The 14305-nt window shown below is 70.1% G+C and carries 15 protein-coding genes; 8 read left to right on the top strand and 7 right to left on the bottom strand.

Going from position 1 to position 14305, the window contains the following annotated elements; all coding sequences use genetic code 11:
* Positions 1–70: 70 nt before the first annotated feature.
* From ACYVLQ_RS04150 to ACYVLQ_RS04130, 5 genes are read right to left on the bottom strand one after another with little or no spacing between them, the layout of a single operon-like run.
* Positions 71–697 (bottom strand): ABC transporter ATP-binding protein, encoded by a 627-nt coding sequence (locus ACYVLQ_RS04150; protein ID WP_460696018.1) that lies wholly within the window; start codon positions 695–697, stop codon positions 71–73.
* Positions 697–1608 carry an ATP-binding cassette domain-containing protein gene (locus ACYVLQ_RS04145; RefSeq protein ID WP_460696017.1) on the bottom strand — a complete coding sequence of 304 codons (912 nt, stop codon included), beginning with the start codon at positions 1606–1608 and terminating at the stop codon, positions 697–699. The genes ACYVLQ_RS04150 and ACYVLQ_RS04145 overlap by 1 nt, the downstream gene beginning before the upstream one ends.
* Positions 1605–2426, bottom strand: a complete 822-nt coding sequence (locus ACYVLQ_RS04140; protein ID WP_460696016.1) for an ABC transporter permease — start codon at positions 2424–2426, stop codon at positions 1605–1607. The genes ACYVLQ_RS04145 and ACYVLQ_RS04140 overlap by 4 nt, the downstream gene beginning before the upstream one ends.
* The gene (locus ACYVLQ_RS04135) at positions 2419–3462 is read right to left on the bottom strand and encodes an ABC transporter permease (RefSeq protein WP_460696015.1); all 1044 of its coding nucleotides are present in this window, start codon (positions 3460–3462) and stop codon (positions 2419–2421) included. Before ACYVLQ_RS04135 ends, ACYVLQ_RS04140 begins: the two co-directional genes overlap by 8 nt.
* Positions 3426–5033: an ABC transporter substrate-binding protein gene (locus tag ACYVLQ_RS04130; protein WP_460696014.1), complete on the bottom strand. Its 1608-nt coding sequence runs from the start codon at positions 5031–5033 to the stop codon at positions 3426–3428. The genes ACYVLQ_RS04135 and ACYVLQ_RS04130 overlap by 37 nt, the downstream gene beginning before the upstream one ends.
* 78 nt (positions 5034–5111) lie before the next feature.
* On the opposite strand from ACYVLQ_RS04130, the gene ACYVLQ_RS04125 reads away from it, so the two are divergent.
* Complete coding sequence (locus ACYVLQ_RS04125; protein ID WP_460696013.1) at positions 5112–5447, top strand: ArsR/SmtB family transcription factor; 336 nt, start codon at positions 5112–5114, stop codon at positions 5445–5447.
* A gap of 34 nt (positions 5448–5481) precedes the next feature.
* The gene (locus tag ACYVLQ_RS04120; protein ID WP_460696012.1) at positions 5482–6657 is read left to right on the top strand and encodes an ABC-2 transporter permease; all 1176 of its coding nucleotides are present in this window, start codon (positions 5482–5484) and stop codon (positions 6655–6657) included.
* Positions 6658–6663: 6 nt separating this feature from the next.
* On the opposite strand, the gene ACYVLQ_RS04115 is transcribed toward ACYVLQ_RS04120, so the two are convergent.
* A complete protein-coding gene (locus ACYVLQ_RS04115; protein WP_460696011.1) occupies positions 6664–7590 on the bottom strand; it encodes a LysR family transcriptional regulator in 927 nt (308 codons plus the stop codon).
* A gap of 73 nt (positions 7591–7663) precedes the next feature.
* On the opposite strand from ACYVLQ_RS04115, the gene ACYVLQ_RS04110 reads away from it, so the two are divergent.
* Positions 7664–8572: an EamA family transporter gene (locus ACYVLQ_RS04110; protein WP_460696010.1), complete on the top strand. Its 909-nt coding sequence runs from the start codon at positions 7664–7666 to the stop codon at positions 8570–8572.
* Positions 8573–8644: 72 nt separating this feature from the next.
* Positions 8645–9973, top strand: coding sequence for a DUF5933 domain-containing protein (locus tag ACYVLQ_RS04105; protein WP_460696009.1), 1329 nt, complete (start codon positions 8645–8647; stop codon positions 9971–9973).
* Positions 9974–9982: 9 nt separating this feature from the next.
* On the opposite strand, the gene ACYVLQ_RS04100 is transcribed toward ACYVLQ_RS04105, so the two are convergent.
* Positions 9983–10870, bottom strand: coding sequence for a MurR/RpiR family transcriptional regulator (locus ACYVLQ_RS04100; RefSeq protein ID WP_460696008.1), 888 nt, complete (start codon positions 10868–10870; stop codon positions 9983–9985).
* Positions 10871–11033: 163 nt separating this feature from the next.
* Between ACYVLQ_RS04100 and ACYVLQ_RS04095 the strand changes: the two genes are divergently transcribed.
* From ACYVLQ_RS04095 to ACYVLQ_RS04080, 4 genes are read left to right on the top strand one after another with little or no spacing between them, the layout of a single operon-like run.
* Positions 11034–11822, top strand: a complete 789-nt coding sequence (locus ACYVLQ_RS04095; RefSeq protein ID WP_460696007.1) for an amino acid ABC transporter ATP-binding protein — start codon at positions 11034–11036, stop codon at positions 11820–11822.
* Between the two features lie 42 nt (positions 11823–11864).
* Positions 11865–12758 (top strand): glutamate ABC transporter substrate-binding protein, encoded by an 894-nt coding sequence (locus tag ACYVLQ_RS04090; protein WP_460696006.1) that lies wholly within the window; start codon positions 11865–11867, stop codon positions 12756–12758.
* An 11-nt stretch (positions 12759–12769) separates the two neighbouring features.
* On the top strand, positions 12770–13420 hold the full coding sequence (locus ACYVLQ_RS04085) for an amino acid ABC transporter permease (protein WP_460696005.1): 651 nt from the start codon (positions 12770–12772) through the stop codon (positions 13418–13420).
* Entirely contained in the window at positions 13417–14295 is an 879-nt protein-coding gene (locus ACYVLQ_RS04080) for an amino acid ABC transporter permease (protein ID WP_460696004.1), read from the top strand. Before ACYVLQ_RS04085 ends, ACYVLQ_RS04080 begins: the two co-directional genes overlap by 4 nt.
* Positions 14296–14305: the final 10 nt, after the last annotated feature.

Below are 14305 nucleotides of genomic sequence, written 5' to 3'. Positions count from 1 at the left end.
GACGCCTTTCGGACACCGTTACGGTCGCAGGGAGCGGCTGAAGACAACCTGAATCAGCCTGAAGACAATTTCAGGAAGCATTCGGCACAATGGGGGCCACCCGGTCACAGCAGGCCTCGAGCAGATCCTGGTCGTGGGCCACGACCAGGACGCCGATCCCCTCGTCGGCCGCGCGACCCATGATCAGTCGCATGATCGCCGCCGTCGTCGCCGCGTCCAGCATGGCGGTCGCCTCGTCACAGAGCAGATAGCGCGGGCGCTGCGCCAGCGCGCGGGCGACGCAGGCCCGCTGGAGTTGCCCGTCGCTCACCTCGTGGGGGCGGCGGTCCAACAGGTCCGGCGTCAGACCGACTGCGGCGCAGAGGGTTCCGATATCCGGATCGCGCTCGCCGCGAATGCGGGCGGGTTCGCCGATGATCCGCGCCAGGGTGAAGCGCGGATTGGTGGCCGCGCGCGGCGACTGGAACACCACGGCCACCGCGCCGCGCGGCGCCCGCGCCAGCGGCTCGCCGTCCAGGGTCACCATGCCCGCGCGCGGCGTCACCAAGCCCGCCAGGGTCCGCACGAGAGTGGTCTTCCCGGAACCGGATTCGCCGTGGAGCCCGATCAGCCTGCCGGGTTCGACCGCGAAATCGACCGCGTCGATGACGGTTTCGCCGCGGCCGTACCCGACCGTCACCGCCTCGGCCGCCAGCATCACCGGCTCCGTTCGCGAATCACGCGGGCTCCTCGCGGCACCGCGGTGGTCGGGCCGCCGAGGTACGGACAGCGCTCCGGCGCGAGATCGGTCAGCTCCGGGGTCGGATGCGGCAGCGGTCGCAGCCCCCGGCCCGGCAGTGCCGCCAGCAGGTCCCGCGTGTACTCGTGCCAGGGGTCGTCGAGCAACTCGTCCGCGGGACCGCACTCCATGAGGTGCGAGGCGTACATGACGGCGACGGTGTCGGCGACCCGGGTGCGGATGAGCGCGGCCAGGTCGTGGGTGATGAGCAGGACGGCGGCCCCGGCGTCGGCGCATTCGCGCAGCAGCCGCAGTGCGCGGTCGGTGCGGTCACGGTCGAGACCGGAGGTGGGTTCGTCGGCAACCAGCATATCCGGGTCACCGGCGAGGGCCGCGGCGAGGGCGGCGCGTTGCGCCATACCGCCGGACAACTCGTGTGGATACCGGTCCAGCGCGGCCACGGGAAATCCGGCGCGCTCGGCCAGTTCGGCGCAGGTGTGCGGCGAACCCAGGGCCGCGACCGTCTCGGCGAGCTGGGAGCCGATGGTGCGCACCGGGGTGAAAGACGTTGCCGGGGACTGGGGTACGAGGGCGGCATGCCGACCGCGATAGGCGCCGCCCGCGGTGAGCGCATCCACGGCGCCGTCGCCGGTGGACACCGCCACCGTGCCGGAGACCAGCGCGCCGGGCGGCAGCAGCCCCATCACGGCGCTCGCGACGATCGACTTGCCGCAGCCGGACTCGCCGACCAGGGCGGTCACGCGGCCGCGCGGGGCCGCGAGCGTGACCTCGGTCGCGGCGTGCACGAACCTGTTGCGACGCACCGGGATTCGGACGGTCAGCGACTCGATCACGAGGCCGTCGCGCGTGGTCGCCGCGGTGCGGGTCACGCCACCGCCTTCGTCGGTTTCGGCGGTATCAGCAGGCCGCGCAGCGCCGATCCGGCGACCGCGACGGCCACCGTGGTGACGACGAGTACGCCCGCCGGAAACGCCAGTGTCCACCAGCCCCCCAGCAGCAGCGAGCCGCGTGCCTCCTCGAGGAGGGCGCCCAGGCTCGGGGCATGCGGCGGCAGGCCGAATCCCAGGAACGACAGCGTCGATTCGTGCCATACGGCGTGCGGGAGCAGCAGCACCACGGCGATGACGGCCTGCGGGGCGACGGCGGGCAGCAGATGGCGCAGCAGCAGATGGCCGCGGCTCGCACCGGCCAGCCTTGCGGCACTGAGGTATTCGCGTTCGCGCAGGCTCAGTGCCTCCACGCGCACGACGCGCGCCACCTGCACCCAGTGGGTGAGCCCGATGGACAGCACCACGGCAGGCACGCTGCCGCGGAACAGGGCCACGATCACGATCCCCAGCAACAGGTGCGGGAGCGCGTTGGTGGTGTCGGCCACCCGCATGACCAGCCGGTCCGTCCAGCCACCGGCCAGCGCGGCGAGCGTGCCGACCAGGGTGCCGAGAACCGTTGCCAGCAGCGCCGATCCGAGCGCGACCAGCAGCGAGACGCGAATGGCCGCGGCGATGCGCACGAACAGATCCCGGCCCGCGGCGTCGGTGCCGAACCAGTGCTCCCCGGACGGTGCCCGCCGGGCCGCCGCGAAATCGGTCAGGCGGTCATCTATATCGGTGAACCAGGGCACGACCAGCGCGTACGCCGCGACCGCCGCGAGGACCGCGACCGCGATCCACCATCGCCGCTCAGCCATCGGCACGCACCCTCGGATCCAGGAGCACACAGGCGATATCGGCGATCAGGGAGCCGCACATGACCGCGCAGGTCGTGCCCACGGTCAGCAGCGCCAGCAGCGGCATGTCCAGATCGGTCGCCGATCCGACGAAGGCGCCCGCGATACCGGGCCAGGAGAAGATCTCCTCCACCAGGACCGCGCCGACCACGATCTCCGGCAGCCGCACCCCCAGGATGGTCACGAAGGGCGCGAGTGACATGGGCAGGATGTGGCGGCGGGCGATGGTCCCGGTGTCGATGCCGCGAGCCACGGCCCCGGCCACGAAATCCTCACTTCTGTTCTGCGACACCGATTCCCGCACCGCCAGCAGCAGCCAGGGCAGTTGCGACAGCGCCAGGGCCGCCGCGGGCAGCACCAGATGCCGGAGCACCTGGGCGGCATCCGGATCGGCTCCGGCATCGGTGAGTCCGGCCGGGGGCAGCCAGCGCAGGCCGACCGCGAAGACCGCGATGGCCGTCAAGGCCAGCACGAACGGCGGCAGCCCCTGCACCACGACGCAGGCCGTGGTCACCAGCCGATCCACCATTCCCCCGCGCCGCATCCCGGTCCACGCGCCCAGCGCCACCGCGACCAGCACGGCCGCCGCGAGCGCGACCCCGACCAGCAGCATGGTCCACGGAATCCGTTCGGCCACCACCTGACTCACGGGCTGGCCGTAGGTGCGCGACATTCCGAGATCACCGGTGAACACCCCGCGCAGCCACCGGCCCAGCAGCCGGTACCACGGGCTGTCGAAGCCCAATTGCTCCGCCAGCAGGGCCTTGTCGGCCTGACCGGTGGTCTCGTACCGAGTGCCGAGGTAGCCCACCAGCGGATCGAACGGCGAGACCGCGGCGGCCGCGAACAGGCCCGCGGACACCAGGCCGAGCACCGGGACCAGGGTGAGCAGCCGGACGCCGATCATGCCCGGCAGCCCGCGATCGCGGAACCGGCTGCGCCGCAGGATGACCGGCGCGGTCACGGCGTGCGGCTCCAGGTCTGCAGCGACCACCACGGACCCCACGCCACGCCGTGCGTATGCGGTTCCAGCACCGGGCCCGACATCGTCCAGCCGGAGTCGCGGGTGACGTAGGTGTGGTCGAGGAAGGCCAGGAAGACATAGCTCGGGTCGTCTATGTAGGCCGTCTGCAGATCGCGGTACGCGGCGGCGCGGGCGGCCGGGTCGGTGCCGCGGCGGCCGCGGTCCAGGGCCGCGTCGAAGGCCGGATTCGCGTAGCGGCTGGCATTGTCGTACGCGCTGCCGACGGCTGGGTCCAGATAGGACGAGTGCAGCGTCTTGTAGGTCTGGGTGTCCGGATCGTAGGGCTCGTCGCCGCCGCCGAGCAGGACGGCGTCGTGGTCCACGCGCGGTGCGATCCGATCCGACGACAGCGCTTCGAGATTCACCTCGATGCCGATGCGCCGGGCGTCGGAGGCGAAGGCCTGCGCCAGATCCCGGCGCAGCGTATCGGTGGACTTGTACACGACCGTGAACATCGCGCGCTGCCCGTTCCGTACCCGGATGCCGTCCGCGCCCTCACCCCATCCGGCCTCGTCCAGGATGCGCAGGGCCCGGGGCCGGTCGAAGGCGAATACGGCCTGCGGATTGTATGCGTACCCGTACACCTCCGGCACCGGCGTGTACGCGGGCCGCCCGTAGCCGCCGAGGACGTTGTCGATGGTCGCGCGGCGGTCCACCGCGAGATTGAGTGCCCGCCGGACCGCGGCGTCACCGGTCACCGGATGTCCGGACGGCAGCGACACCCCGCGCCAGTCGGCGGAGGTGTTGGACGACACCGTCATTCCCTCGGTGGCGGCGAAGGTGCGCGCCAGCAGCGGCGGCAGGGTGGTGCCGTCGAGTTCACCCGCGGCCATGCGCTGGGCGCGGGTGTTGTCGTCGGGCACGTAGACCAGGGTCATCTTCCGCACCGAAGGCGCACCGCCCCAGTAGTTCTCGTTCGCCTCGAAGATCGCGCGGTCGGGTGTCAGCCGGGTCAGCCGGTACGGGCCGGTGCCGATCGGCGCGGAGTTGAGCGGAGATTCGGCGACGGGGCCCGGCGTCGCTACCGATTCCGACGGCACGATGCCGATCAGCAGTTTGGTCGGGAACGCCGCGTACGGATAGCGCAGGGTGAATTTCACCGTGGCCGGGCCGACCGCCTCCACGCGGTCGATCATCTCGTAGGACGAGCGCACCTCCGACGCCGAGGCGGGGTCGAGTATCGCCCGGTAGGTCGCCACCACGTCGGCGGCGTCGAAGTCCGAACCGTCGCTGAACCTCACGCCCGCCCGCAGCGGGACCGTCCACTCGGTGGCCTCGGGGTCCGCGGCCGGGAGCTGCGTGGCCAACGCGGGGTCGAAGGTGGGCAGGCCGGGGCCGCCGTGCAGCTTCAGCAGCCCGTCGTACATCTTCGCCTCACCGGCGGCCCCGTATCCGGCGATCGGGTTGTATCCACCCAGCTCGAAGCCGTCGGCCAGGACCAGCGACCCGTCCGTGGCCGTGCTCGGGGCCCCGCACGCCGAGGCGGCCGCGGCGAGCGCGACCAGGACACCGGCGACCCGCAGTGGCCGGGAGCTACCCCTCATCGAAAGCCTTCTAACTGTTCATCTGTTCAGGTGGACAGATCATAGAGCCGGCGCCGGGATCCGGCTAACTTGTTGGCCATGGGTGAACCTAAGTCCACGGCGGGGTCACCGGTCGGGCGCGGTCGGTCCGCACTCCGCGACGTCGATATCGACGCCTGGGCCCGGCGCTTCGACCTGCTCTCCGACCCGAACCGACTGGAGATCCTGCTCTGCCTGCACTGCTCTCCGGGCATCACCGTGAGCGAGCTCGCCGCGGCCACCGGCCGCACCGAGAACTCCGTATCGCAGGCGCTGCGGGTGCTGCGCCAGGGGCAGTACATCACCTCGACGCGGGTCGGCCGCGCGGTCGCCAACCAGCTCGACGACCCGATCATCCACGAGGTGCTGCACAGCATCGGCGCCGGGCACGGCTGACACAGGTCCGCAAACCCGCCCTGGCGTGAGCGTCATGAGCAGCGAATACCGCTTCGAACAGTCCACTCGGGTCCCCGCCACCCCGGACAGCCGGTTGCCAGTCAGCATCAGCAACCCCGCCTATGGTGGCGGTATGCCCGAGAGCGAGATAGAAAATCCTGCTCAGAGTCATGGCGATGCCGATAGCGGCAGCGTTGCCAGATGGCGCAGACGGTGGCGCCGCTTCCGGCAGTCGCCGTTCTTCCCGGCGACCGTGCTGGTGTTCATCCTGGGGGCCGCGGCGGGATTGTTCGCGGGCTCCTATACCTACACGCTGGCCAACCCGACACCACACCGCATTCCCGTCGCGGTGGTGCACGCCGACCGGGCCGCGCCGACCACGGGAGCCGCCTTCCTGGCGAACATGGACCGGGCGGTGGACGGTTCACTGCACGTCATCCGGTACGACACGCCCGAGGCTGCCGGGGCGGCCGTGGCCGCACAGCGGGTCTTCGCGATCGTGGATGTCGGACAGCCCGACCTCGTGCCGGTGGCGGTCTCCGGCGCCTCGGGATCGTCTGTGGCCGAGGTGATTTCGAGCGCGGCCGGGCAGGTGGGCCGCCAGGTCGGGGTGCCGGTCACGGTCACCGATATCAATCCCCTGCAGCGCGGGGACCCGCGCGGTCTGGCGATCTTCTACATCACGCTGGCGGCCGTGATCGTCGGCTTCGTCGGGGCGATCCAGCTGAGCGTGCACGCGCAGGCCCTGAACCCGCCGGAGCGGATCGCCTACTCCGTCGCCTATTCCGTGCTGGGCGGCTTCGTGATCGCGGCGGTGGTGGACTGGTGGCTCGACGCGCTGCGGCTGCCCTTCCTGGAGTCGTGGTTCATCCTGGCCCTGACGATGTTCACCTCGGGCATGATCTTCACGATGTTCAACACGCTGTTCGGCCGCTGGGCGATGATCCCGACCTGGGGCCTGATGGTGCTGCTGGGCAATCCGTCGTCGGGCGGGGCGGTCTCGTGGCCGCTGCTGCCGTCGGTGCTGGGCAGCATCGGCCGGTGGCTGCCGCCGGGCGCGTCCGTCAACGCCCAGCACACCGCGGTCTACTTCGCCGGTCACCAGCACCTGTTCCCGTTCCTGGTGCTGGCGGGCTGGGCAGTGCTGTCCTGCACCGTGTTCTGGGTCTGGCGGGACCGGCATCCGGGCGGGCGCGCCGCCGATCTGTGACACGACCTACCGGTCACCGTTCGCGGCGGCGACGGCCTCGCCGATCTCTATCACGGCGGCCAGGCCCGCCGCGATCAACGGGTTGTCCCCCGAGCCCCGGCGGATGCCGCCGATGATGGTGCGGGTCGGACGCGGGCTGCCGCGCAGCGGAATCCGGATGACCGCGTGGTCGTCGGGAATGGGGGCCAGCCGCGGCAGCAGACATACTCCGAAACCCTGTGCCACGAACGTGGATACGGCGAACCACTCCTTGACGTGATGGACGACGCGCGGGGTGAACCCCGCTGCCGCGCAGGAGGTAATCACGACGTCGTAGGTGTCGCCGCCGGGTTCGTCGAGAATCCACGGTTCCGCGGCCGCGTCACGCAGGGTCACCGAATTCCGCTGGGCCAGTGGGTGTCCGCGCGGCACCAGCAGATCCTGCACGTCGTCGAAGAGCACGCGCTGCTCGAAACGGGCGTCGTCGACGGGCGGTGTCGCGGCGGTCGGGAATCCGACGGCGATATCGGCGGACTCGGTCAGCAGCTCCCGGAAGAAGCTCGTCGACTCCTGCTCGCGCGCGGAGCCGTCGATCCCGGGGTGCCGCTCGCGCAGCAGCGCCAGGGCCGGGGCGACGACGGCGGCCAGGGCGGAGGAGACGCCCGTGAACCGGAGCGGACCGGTCAGATCCGTGCCCCGGGACAGCACGTCGGCGCGGGCACGCTCCCAGTGCTCGTGCAGCGCGTCGGCGTGTTCGAGCAGAGCCCGCGCGGCCTCGGTCAGCCGTACGTTGCGGCCCTCCCGGCGCAGCAGTTCGACGCCGAGTTCGGTGGCCAGCGAACGGATCTGCTGCGAGACCGCCGAGGGCGTCACGTACAGCGCCGCGGCGGCGGCCGCCACGGTGCCGCGATCGGCGAGCACCCGCAGCACCTGAACCCGGCGTAGATCAATCATGTAGCTGATTCTAAATAACAAACATCGAAATTATCCGATGGACCTGAACGCTTTTCGGGATGACGCTGAAAACATGTTTCCCGCACCGGTTTTCGTCCTGGCCGCCGCCGTAGCCACGCAGACCGGACAGGCACTTGGCAAACAATTGTTCGCCCAGGTGGGCCCCGGCGGCGTCGTCGCGCTCCGGCTGGGCTTCGCGGCGATCGTGCTGCTGGCCCTGGCACGCCCGCGCGCACTGCCCCGCGGCGCGCGGTCGCGCACCGCGCTCGGACTCGGCGCCGCGATCGCCGGGATGAACCTGATCTACCCGGCGCTGCACTACCTTCCACTCGGGGTCGCCAGCAGCCTGCAGCTGCTCGGACCGCTGACGGTGGCGCTGTGCGCCTCGCGCCGGGTCGTCGATATCGGCGTGGTGGCGCTGGTCGTGGCCGGGGTGTGGCTGGTGCGCGATCCGGCGTCGGGCGCGCTGGCCTGGCAGGGCATCGCGCTGGCGCTGCTCTCGGCGGCGGCGATGGGGATCTACCTGCTGCTGTCGCGCCGAGCCGGGTCGCACGCCGACAGTCGATCCGTGCTCGCGTTCGGTGTGGGCGCCGGGGCTCTGCTGGCCGTGCCGTGGGGCGTGGCGGAGGACGGTCGCACCCTGATCGACCCCGGGGTGCTGTGCGCGGGCGCGGTCGTGGCCGTGGTGTCGGCCGTGATTCCGTACTCGCTCGAACTCGCTGCGCTGCAACGGCTCTCCCCCGGGATCGTCGGCACACTGCTCACCCTGGAACCCGTCGTCGCGGCCCTCGCCGGACTCGTCGTCCTGCACGAGGGCCTGTCGATCCCGCGCTGGGCCGGAATCGTGTGCATCTGCTCGAGCGCCGCCTACGTCACGTGGCAGAACTCGCGCCGCACCGAGACCGCCGGTTCTCCCGGCGCGTCCACCGCGACCGCGCACGGTGGTCCGGATCATACGGCGGCGACCTTCCCACGCAATTAAAAGGACAGTGGCGCCTGACGATCGGCGAAGACTCCCGAAACCCTCCGTTCACGCACTGTTTACGATGTCCGAATGCTTCTCGACGACGCGCACGGGAGACCGGCCCCGCCGGTCGAACGGATGGGCGCGCTGCAACTCCGAGTCCGCCGCTACGGGCCGGCAGCGGTGTGGCTCGGAATCGCGGCGGCGGTGCTCGTGCTCGTCGCGGGCGAGCTCATGGCCGTCCACATCCACGCGCTGGGCCCGCTGACCAGCCTCTTCCGCGACTACGCGGGAATTCCCAAGTCCGCGACCACGCCGTGGGCGGGCTTTCTGCTGGCGCTGGCCGGAATCACCTGGCGCGAGCGCGCGATCGCCGTCGCGGCCGCGGTCGGGCTCGATCTCGTCTTCGTGATCGTGCGCGCCGCCGAGGGCCACAAGTTCACCGTCGGCAACGGCCCGACACTGGTGCTGACCGCCCTCGCGGCGCTCGCGGTCGCGCGCTGGACCGGGGAGCGGCAGCGCACCGCGCTGCGCACGATCGCGCTGGGCGCGCTGCTGATCCTGGCCACCAAGGTCGGCGACATCTGGCTGGACGTCACCGCGTGGGCCACCCCGGAGGTACTCGATCCCTTTGTGCAACAGGCCGATCGGGCGCTCGGGAACCCCTCCTGGGTGGCCGGGCAGGCGCTCGACGCGGCGGGGCCGGTGGCGTCCGGAATCCTGCGCTGGGTCTACTTCGAACTTCCGGTCGCGGCGATAGTGGTCGCGGCCTGGCAGCTGCGCGGCGTCACCGCGGGCGCATGGCCACGGCACTACCTGGTGCGAACGTTCCTGGCGATCGGGCTCATCGGGCCGATCTTCTATGTGATCTTCCCGGTGGTGGGACCGATCCTGGCCTACGGACCGGAGGGACACGGCCTGGAGGCGGCCGATGTCTGGCCGAATATCGTTCCGCCGCTGTCGAACTCGATCGAGCCGCTGAGTTTCGACAGCATCACGCCACGCAACTGCATGCCCTCGCTGCACACCGCCTGGGCGCTGTCGCTGTTCATCCACTCTCGGCGCGGACCGCTGTGGCTGTGCTGGGGCGGCGCGTTCTGGCTCGCCGGGACGCTGGCCGCGACGCTGGGCTTCGGTGCGCACTACGGCATCGACCTCATCGTCGGCGCCACACTGTGCCTGACCATCGAATCCGTGCTGCGCGATCCCGACCGCGGCTGGGATCGGCAGCGGTCGGCCCTGGTGGCGCTGGGCATCGCGACCTGCACCGGAGTCTTGCTGTGCACCAGGTATTTCGCCGCCGCGATGGCGCAGTATCCGGTCCCGTTCGGGATCGCACTGCTCGGCGGCTTCGCGGGCCTGGCGACCGCGTTCTACATGACGTGGTTCGCTCCGGCACCGGCCGACCGTCACGGCTGAGGCGGAACGCTACCGGCCCGAATCCGTTGTGTAGACGTGGAAGTCGCTGAGCAACCGCTCCTCCTGCAGCAGTGAGGCGCGGGCCTCGCGCCCGTGCGACCTGGCCACTCCCGCGGTGAGCGCCTGCACCAGCGAGGTGAACGCGGTCATCGAGCGCAGCACCGAGGGGCTGGTCGCGTCGACGAAGAAACAGTCGTCGGCCGTGGCGGCCAGCGGCGACCCCGGATTGTCGGTCAGCGCGACGACATGCGCGCCCACCGAACTCGCCCACGCCGCGCCGCGCACGGTTTCGGCCATATAGCGGTGAATCGACATGGCCACGAAGCAATCTCCCGCGCGCACCCGGCGCAGATCGTCGGTCAGCGCACCGGCCGTCGCGGTCACCAGGTCGACCTCCTCGCGCACCATGCCCAGCAGATAGGCCAGCAGATAGGCCGGGGCGTGGCATTTGCGCAGCCCCATCACGTGGACCCGCGGCGCCTCGGCGAGGTGCCGCACCGCCCGCTCCCAAGTCTCGTCCTCGATGCGGGCGAAGGTGCGGGCGATATTGGCCTGATCGAAGCCCAGCGTGCGATTCAGCAGCCCGCCCCCGTCGGCGGGCAGGCGCTCCAGATTGTCGAACCGGCGCAGCAGCTGCGCCTGCTCTTGCAGCCGCTCTCGGCACAGCCGGATCAGTCCGGGATATCCCTTGAGCCCCAGGGCGTTCGCGAAGCGGACGACCGTCGCCTCGTTGACGCCGACCGCCGCCGCCAGTTCGGACACGGTCATGAAAGCGACGGCCTCCGGGTCGGCCATCACCCGCTCCGAGAGCTTGCGGTGCGCCTGCGACAGCGAGTCGTGCCGCGCGCGCAGTTCGGCGACCAGTTCGTCGAAGGTCTGCGGTCCCTGATCAGTCACGGCGTTCATTCTCCCTCGCCGCTCGGCGCCGGTCGGAAGGTGTCCACCCCAGGTTACGTAATCAGAATTGCATTCATTCGAACTTATGCAATTTTGCTTGCATTTCACGCCCGGCTGCTGTTAGCTACAACACACGCCCGTCCGAACAAGACTGGATTCGCCCATGACATCTGCCTCGCTCACCGACGCCGCGGCGTCGTCCGGCCTCTCCCCCGCCGCCCCGCTGATCTCGATGCGCGGCGTGACCAAGACCTTCGGCGCCACCACCGTGCTACGCGACATCGACCTGGATATCGACAAGGGCGAGGTCGTCGTGGTGATCGGCCCGTCCGGTTCCGGCAAGTCCACGCTGTGCCGGACCATCAACCGGCTGGAGACGATCAGCGGCGGCGCCATCACCTTCCGCGGCGAGCCGCTACCCGCCTCCGGCGCCGCGCTGAAGAAGGTGCGGGCGGACATCGGGATGGTGTTCCAGTCGTTCAACCTGTTCCCGCACATGACCGTGCTGCGCAACATCACCTTCTCGCCGATGCGCATCCGCAAGCTGACCCGCGCCGACGCCGAGGCGAAGGCGAAGGCGCTGCTGGAACGAGTCGGCTTGGCGCACAAGGCCGATGCGTATCCGCCGCAGCTTTCGGGCGGGCAGCAGCAGCGCGTCGCGATCGCGCGCGGCCTGGCCATGGAACCGGAGGTGATGCTGTTCGACGAGCCGACCAGCGCCTTGGATCCCGAGATGGTCAGCGAGGTGCTGGACGTCATGAGAACCCTGGCGAGCGAGGGTATGACGATGGTGGTCGTCACCCACGAGATGGGGTTCGCCAAGGCCAGCGCCGACCGCGTGCTGTTTCTCTCCGACGGCGTCATCGCCGAAGAGGCCTCTCCCGAACAGTTCTTCACCGACCCGAGCACCGATCGGGCCAAGGACTTCCTCGCCCGCGTATTGCAGCACTGACAGCCGAATACCCACTACCGCAATGCTTTCAGGAACCCTGTGATGAGAAGACTCGCCCGCCTCGCGGCGGCACTGCTGGGCGTGACGGCGGTAACCCTCGCCGCCGCTTGCGATTCCGGCGCGCCGTCGATCGATCTGTCCGATTCCGGCCCGCCCGTGGACACCACGGTCGAATTCCCCGCGGAATCGACCATGCGGCGGCTGCACGACGCCCAGAAGATCACCATCGGAACGAAATTCGACCAACCGCTCTTCGGCCTCAAGAACCCGGTCACCGGCAGGCCGGAGGGTTTCGACGCCGAAATGGGCAAGCTCGTCGCCGCCCGGCTGGGCATCCCGGCGAACCGGATCGAATGGGTGGAGACCGTTTCCGCCAACCGGGAACCGTTCCTGCAGCAGGGCCGCGTCGACGCCGTCATCGCCACCTACACCATGAACGACAAGCGCAAGGAGATCATCGACTTCGCGGGTCCGTATTACATCGCGGGACAGGCGCTCATGGTGCGCCGCGGCAATCCGGCGAGGATCACCGGGCCGGACGATCTGTCCGGCAAGAACGTCTGCGCGGTGGAGGGGTCGGCATCGTCCACCAATATGCGCAATCGGGTGCCCGGCGCCGACGTCGTGCTCTTCGACTCCTACAGCAAGTGCGCCGAGGCCCTGAAGAACGGCCAGGTGTCGGCGATGACCACCGACAACACCATCCTCGGCGGCCTGCGCAGCCTCGACAAGGACTCCTTCGACCTGGTCCCCGGAACCTTCACGCAGGAGCCGTACGGCATCGGAATCGCCAAGGGGCGTGCGGATCTCGTGCGCTTCATCGACGACGCGCTGCGCTCCGCCTTCGCCGACGGCGCCTGGACCACGGCCTGGGACCGCACCGCGGGCCGCATCCTCGGCGCGGCGCCCGCGCCTCCGGACGTCGAAAGCTACTGAGGGACACCATCATGCATGTAATCACCGATAACGCCGCGCTGTTGACGAAGGCGTTCGGGACCACCCTGCTGCTCAGCGTCGGCGGCGGCGCGCTCGCCGCGGTCGTCGGACTGCTCGTCGGCGTCGCGCGAATGTCGCCGGTGCCGTTCCTGCAGCGCGCCGGGGCCGTCTACGTCGAGATCATCCGCAACACCCCGCTGACGGTCGTGTTCTTCCTGATCGTCTTCGTGCTGCCGCAGCTCGGCCTGACCATCCCCAGCTATGTGCTGGCCGCCGTCCTCGCGCTCGGCTTCTACACCGCGGCTTTCGTCTCCGAGGCCGTCCGCGCGGGGGTCAACACCGTCGGTCGCGGACAAGCCGAAGCCGCACGGGCACTGGGCCTCTCGTTCCTGGAGAACATGCGGTTCATCATCGTCCCGCAGGCCCTGCGGGCGGTGGTGCCGCCGCTGGCCAATGTGTGGATCGCACTGGTCAAGAACACCTCCATCGCGGCCGGATTCGGCGTGCTGGAGCTGACCGCGTCGGGGCAGCGGATCAACTTCCTCGAACCCGCCGCCGTCGTGCGGGCGCTGCTGTGGATCGCGGCCGCCTACCTCGTCATCACCCTGGGGTCCGCCTTCGGATTCCGTCGGCTCGAGCACCGATTGGCGGTCGCGCGATGAACACCTCCTTCCTCTACGACGAGCCCGGCCCAAACGAGATCCGCCGGTCGCGCCGGATCGGCGTCGCGGCCGGGATCGTCGGCGCGGTCCTCGTGGTCGCGCTGCTGCTGCGGCTCGAGTCACACGGACAGCTCGACCACAAGCGCTGGGCCATCCTGCTCGACCCGGAAACCGGTGTGCCCCAGGTGCTGTGGCAGGGCTACGTCGCCACCCTCGAGGCCGCCGCGCTGGCGATGGTCATCGCGCTGGCGGTCGGGCTGATCCTCGCCGTCGGGCGGCTGTCGACGCATCGGCCCGTGCGACTGGCCACCGGGGTGCTCGTCGAAGGGTTCCGCGGCGTACCCCTGCTGCTGCTCATGCTGTTCGCGGCGCTCGGATTGCCCAGTCTCGGAATGGATCTGAGCCTGCTGCAGATCGTGGTGCTGGCGCTGGTGGCCTACAACTCCTCGGTGCTGTGCGAGATCTTCCGCGGCGGCATCCTGGCCATCGACAAGGGCCAGACCGAGGCGGCCGAGGCGATGGGATTGGGCCGCGGCGTGGTGCTCGGCAGAATCCTACTGCCCCAAGCGATTCCGAACATGTTGCCGGTGCTTGTCAGCCAGATGGTGATCCTGTTGAAGGACACCTCGCTGGGCTTCATCGTCGGCTACGCCGAACTGTTGCGGCAGGGCCGGTCGCTGGTCGAGTACTACGGCAGCCAGTACTCCATGCAGCTGTACGTCGGCGTCGCCGTCATGTACATCGCAACCAACTTCGCGATCTCGTTCCTCGCCCGCCTGCTCACCTCGCGGCAGGGGCGCGGCAGGCGCACCGAATCCGCTCCCGGCGGGGACATTCCGCTGACCCCCACCCCGGCCGTCGGCACCGCGCGCTGACCGCCATTCC

It is taken from the genome of Nocardia thraciensis (assembly GCF_054782435.1).
Note: the sequence above shows the minus strand (reverse complement) of the source record. Positions and strands in the feature narration are given on the sequence as shown.

Coding starts and splice junctions, on each gene's coding strand:
- ACYVLQ_RS04150 (WP_460696018.1), bottom strand. CDS start 697: ATGCTGGCGGCCGAGGCGGTGACGGTCGGGTACGGCCGCGGCGAAACC.
- ACYVLQ_RS04140 (WP_460696016.1), bottom strand. CDS start 2,426: ATGGCTGAGCGGCGATGGTGGATCGCGGTCGCGGTCCTCGCGGCGGTC.
- ACYVLQ_RS04130 (WP_460696014.1), bottom strand. CDS start 5,033: ATGAGGGGTAGCTCCCGGCCACTGCGGGTCGCCGGTGTCCTGGTCGCG.
- ACYVLQ_RS04125 (WP_460696013.1), top strand. CDS start 5,112: ATGGGTGAACCTAAGTCCACGGCGGGGTCACCGGTCGGGCGCGGTCGG.
- ACYVLQ_RS04120 (WP_460696012.1), top strand. CDS start 5,482: ATGAGCAGCGAATACCGCTTCGAACAGTCCACTCGGGTCCCCGCCACC.
- ACYVLQ_RS04115 (WP_460696011.1), bottom strand. CDS start 7,590: ATGATTGATCTACGCCGGGTTCAGGTGCTGCGGGTGCTCGCCGATCGC.
- ACYVLQ_RS04110 (WP_460696010.1), top strand. CDS start 7,664: ATGTTTCCCGCACCGGTTTTCGTCCTGGCCGCCGCCGTAGCCACGCAG.
- ACYVLQ_RS04105 (WP_460696009.1), top strand. CDS start 8,645: ATGCTTCTCGACGACGCGCACGGGAGACCGGCCCCGCCGGTCGAACGG.
- ACYVLQ_RS04095 (WP_460696007.1), top strand. CDS start 11,034: ATGACATCTGCCTCGCTCACCGACGCCGCGGCGTCGTCCGGCCTCTCC.
- ACYVLQ_RS04090 (WP_460696006.1), top strand. CDS start 11,865: ATGAGAAGACTCGCCCGCCTCGCGGCGGCACTGCTGGGCGTGACGGCG.
- ACYVLQ_RS04085 (WP_460696005.1), top strand. CDS start 12,770: ATGCATGTAATCACCGATAACGCCGCGCTGTTGACGAAGGCGTTCGGG.
- ACYVLQ_RS04080 (WP_460696004.1), top strand. CDS start 13,417: ATGAACACCTCCTTCCTCTACGACGAGCCCGGCCCAAACGAGATCCGC.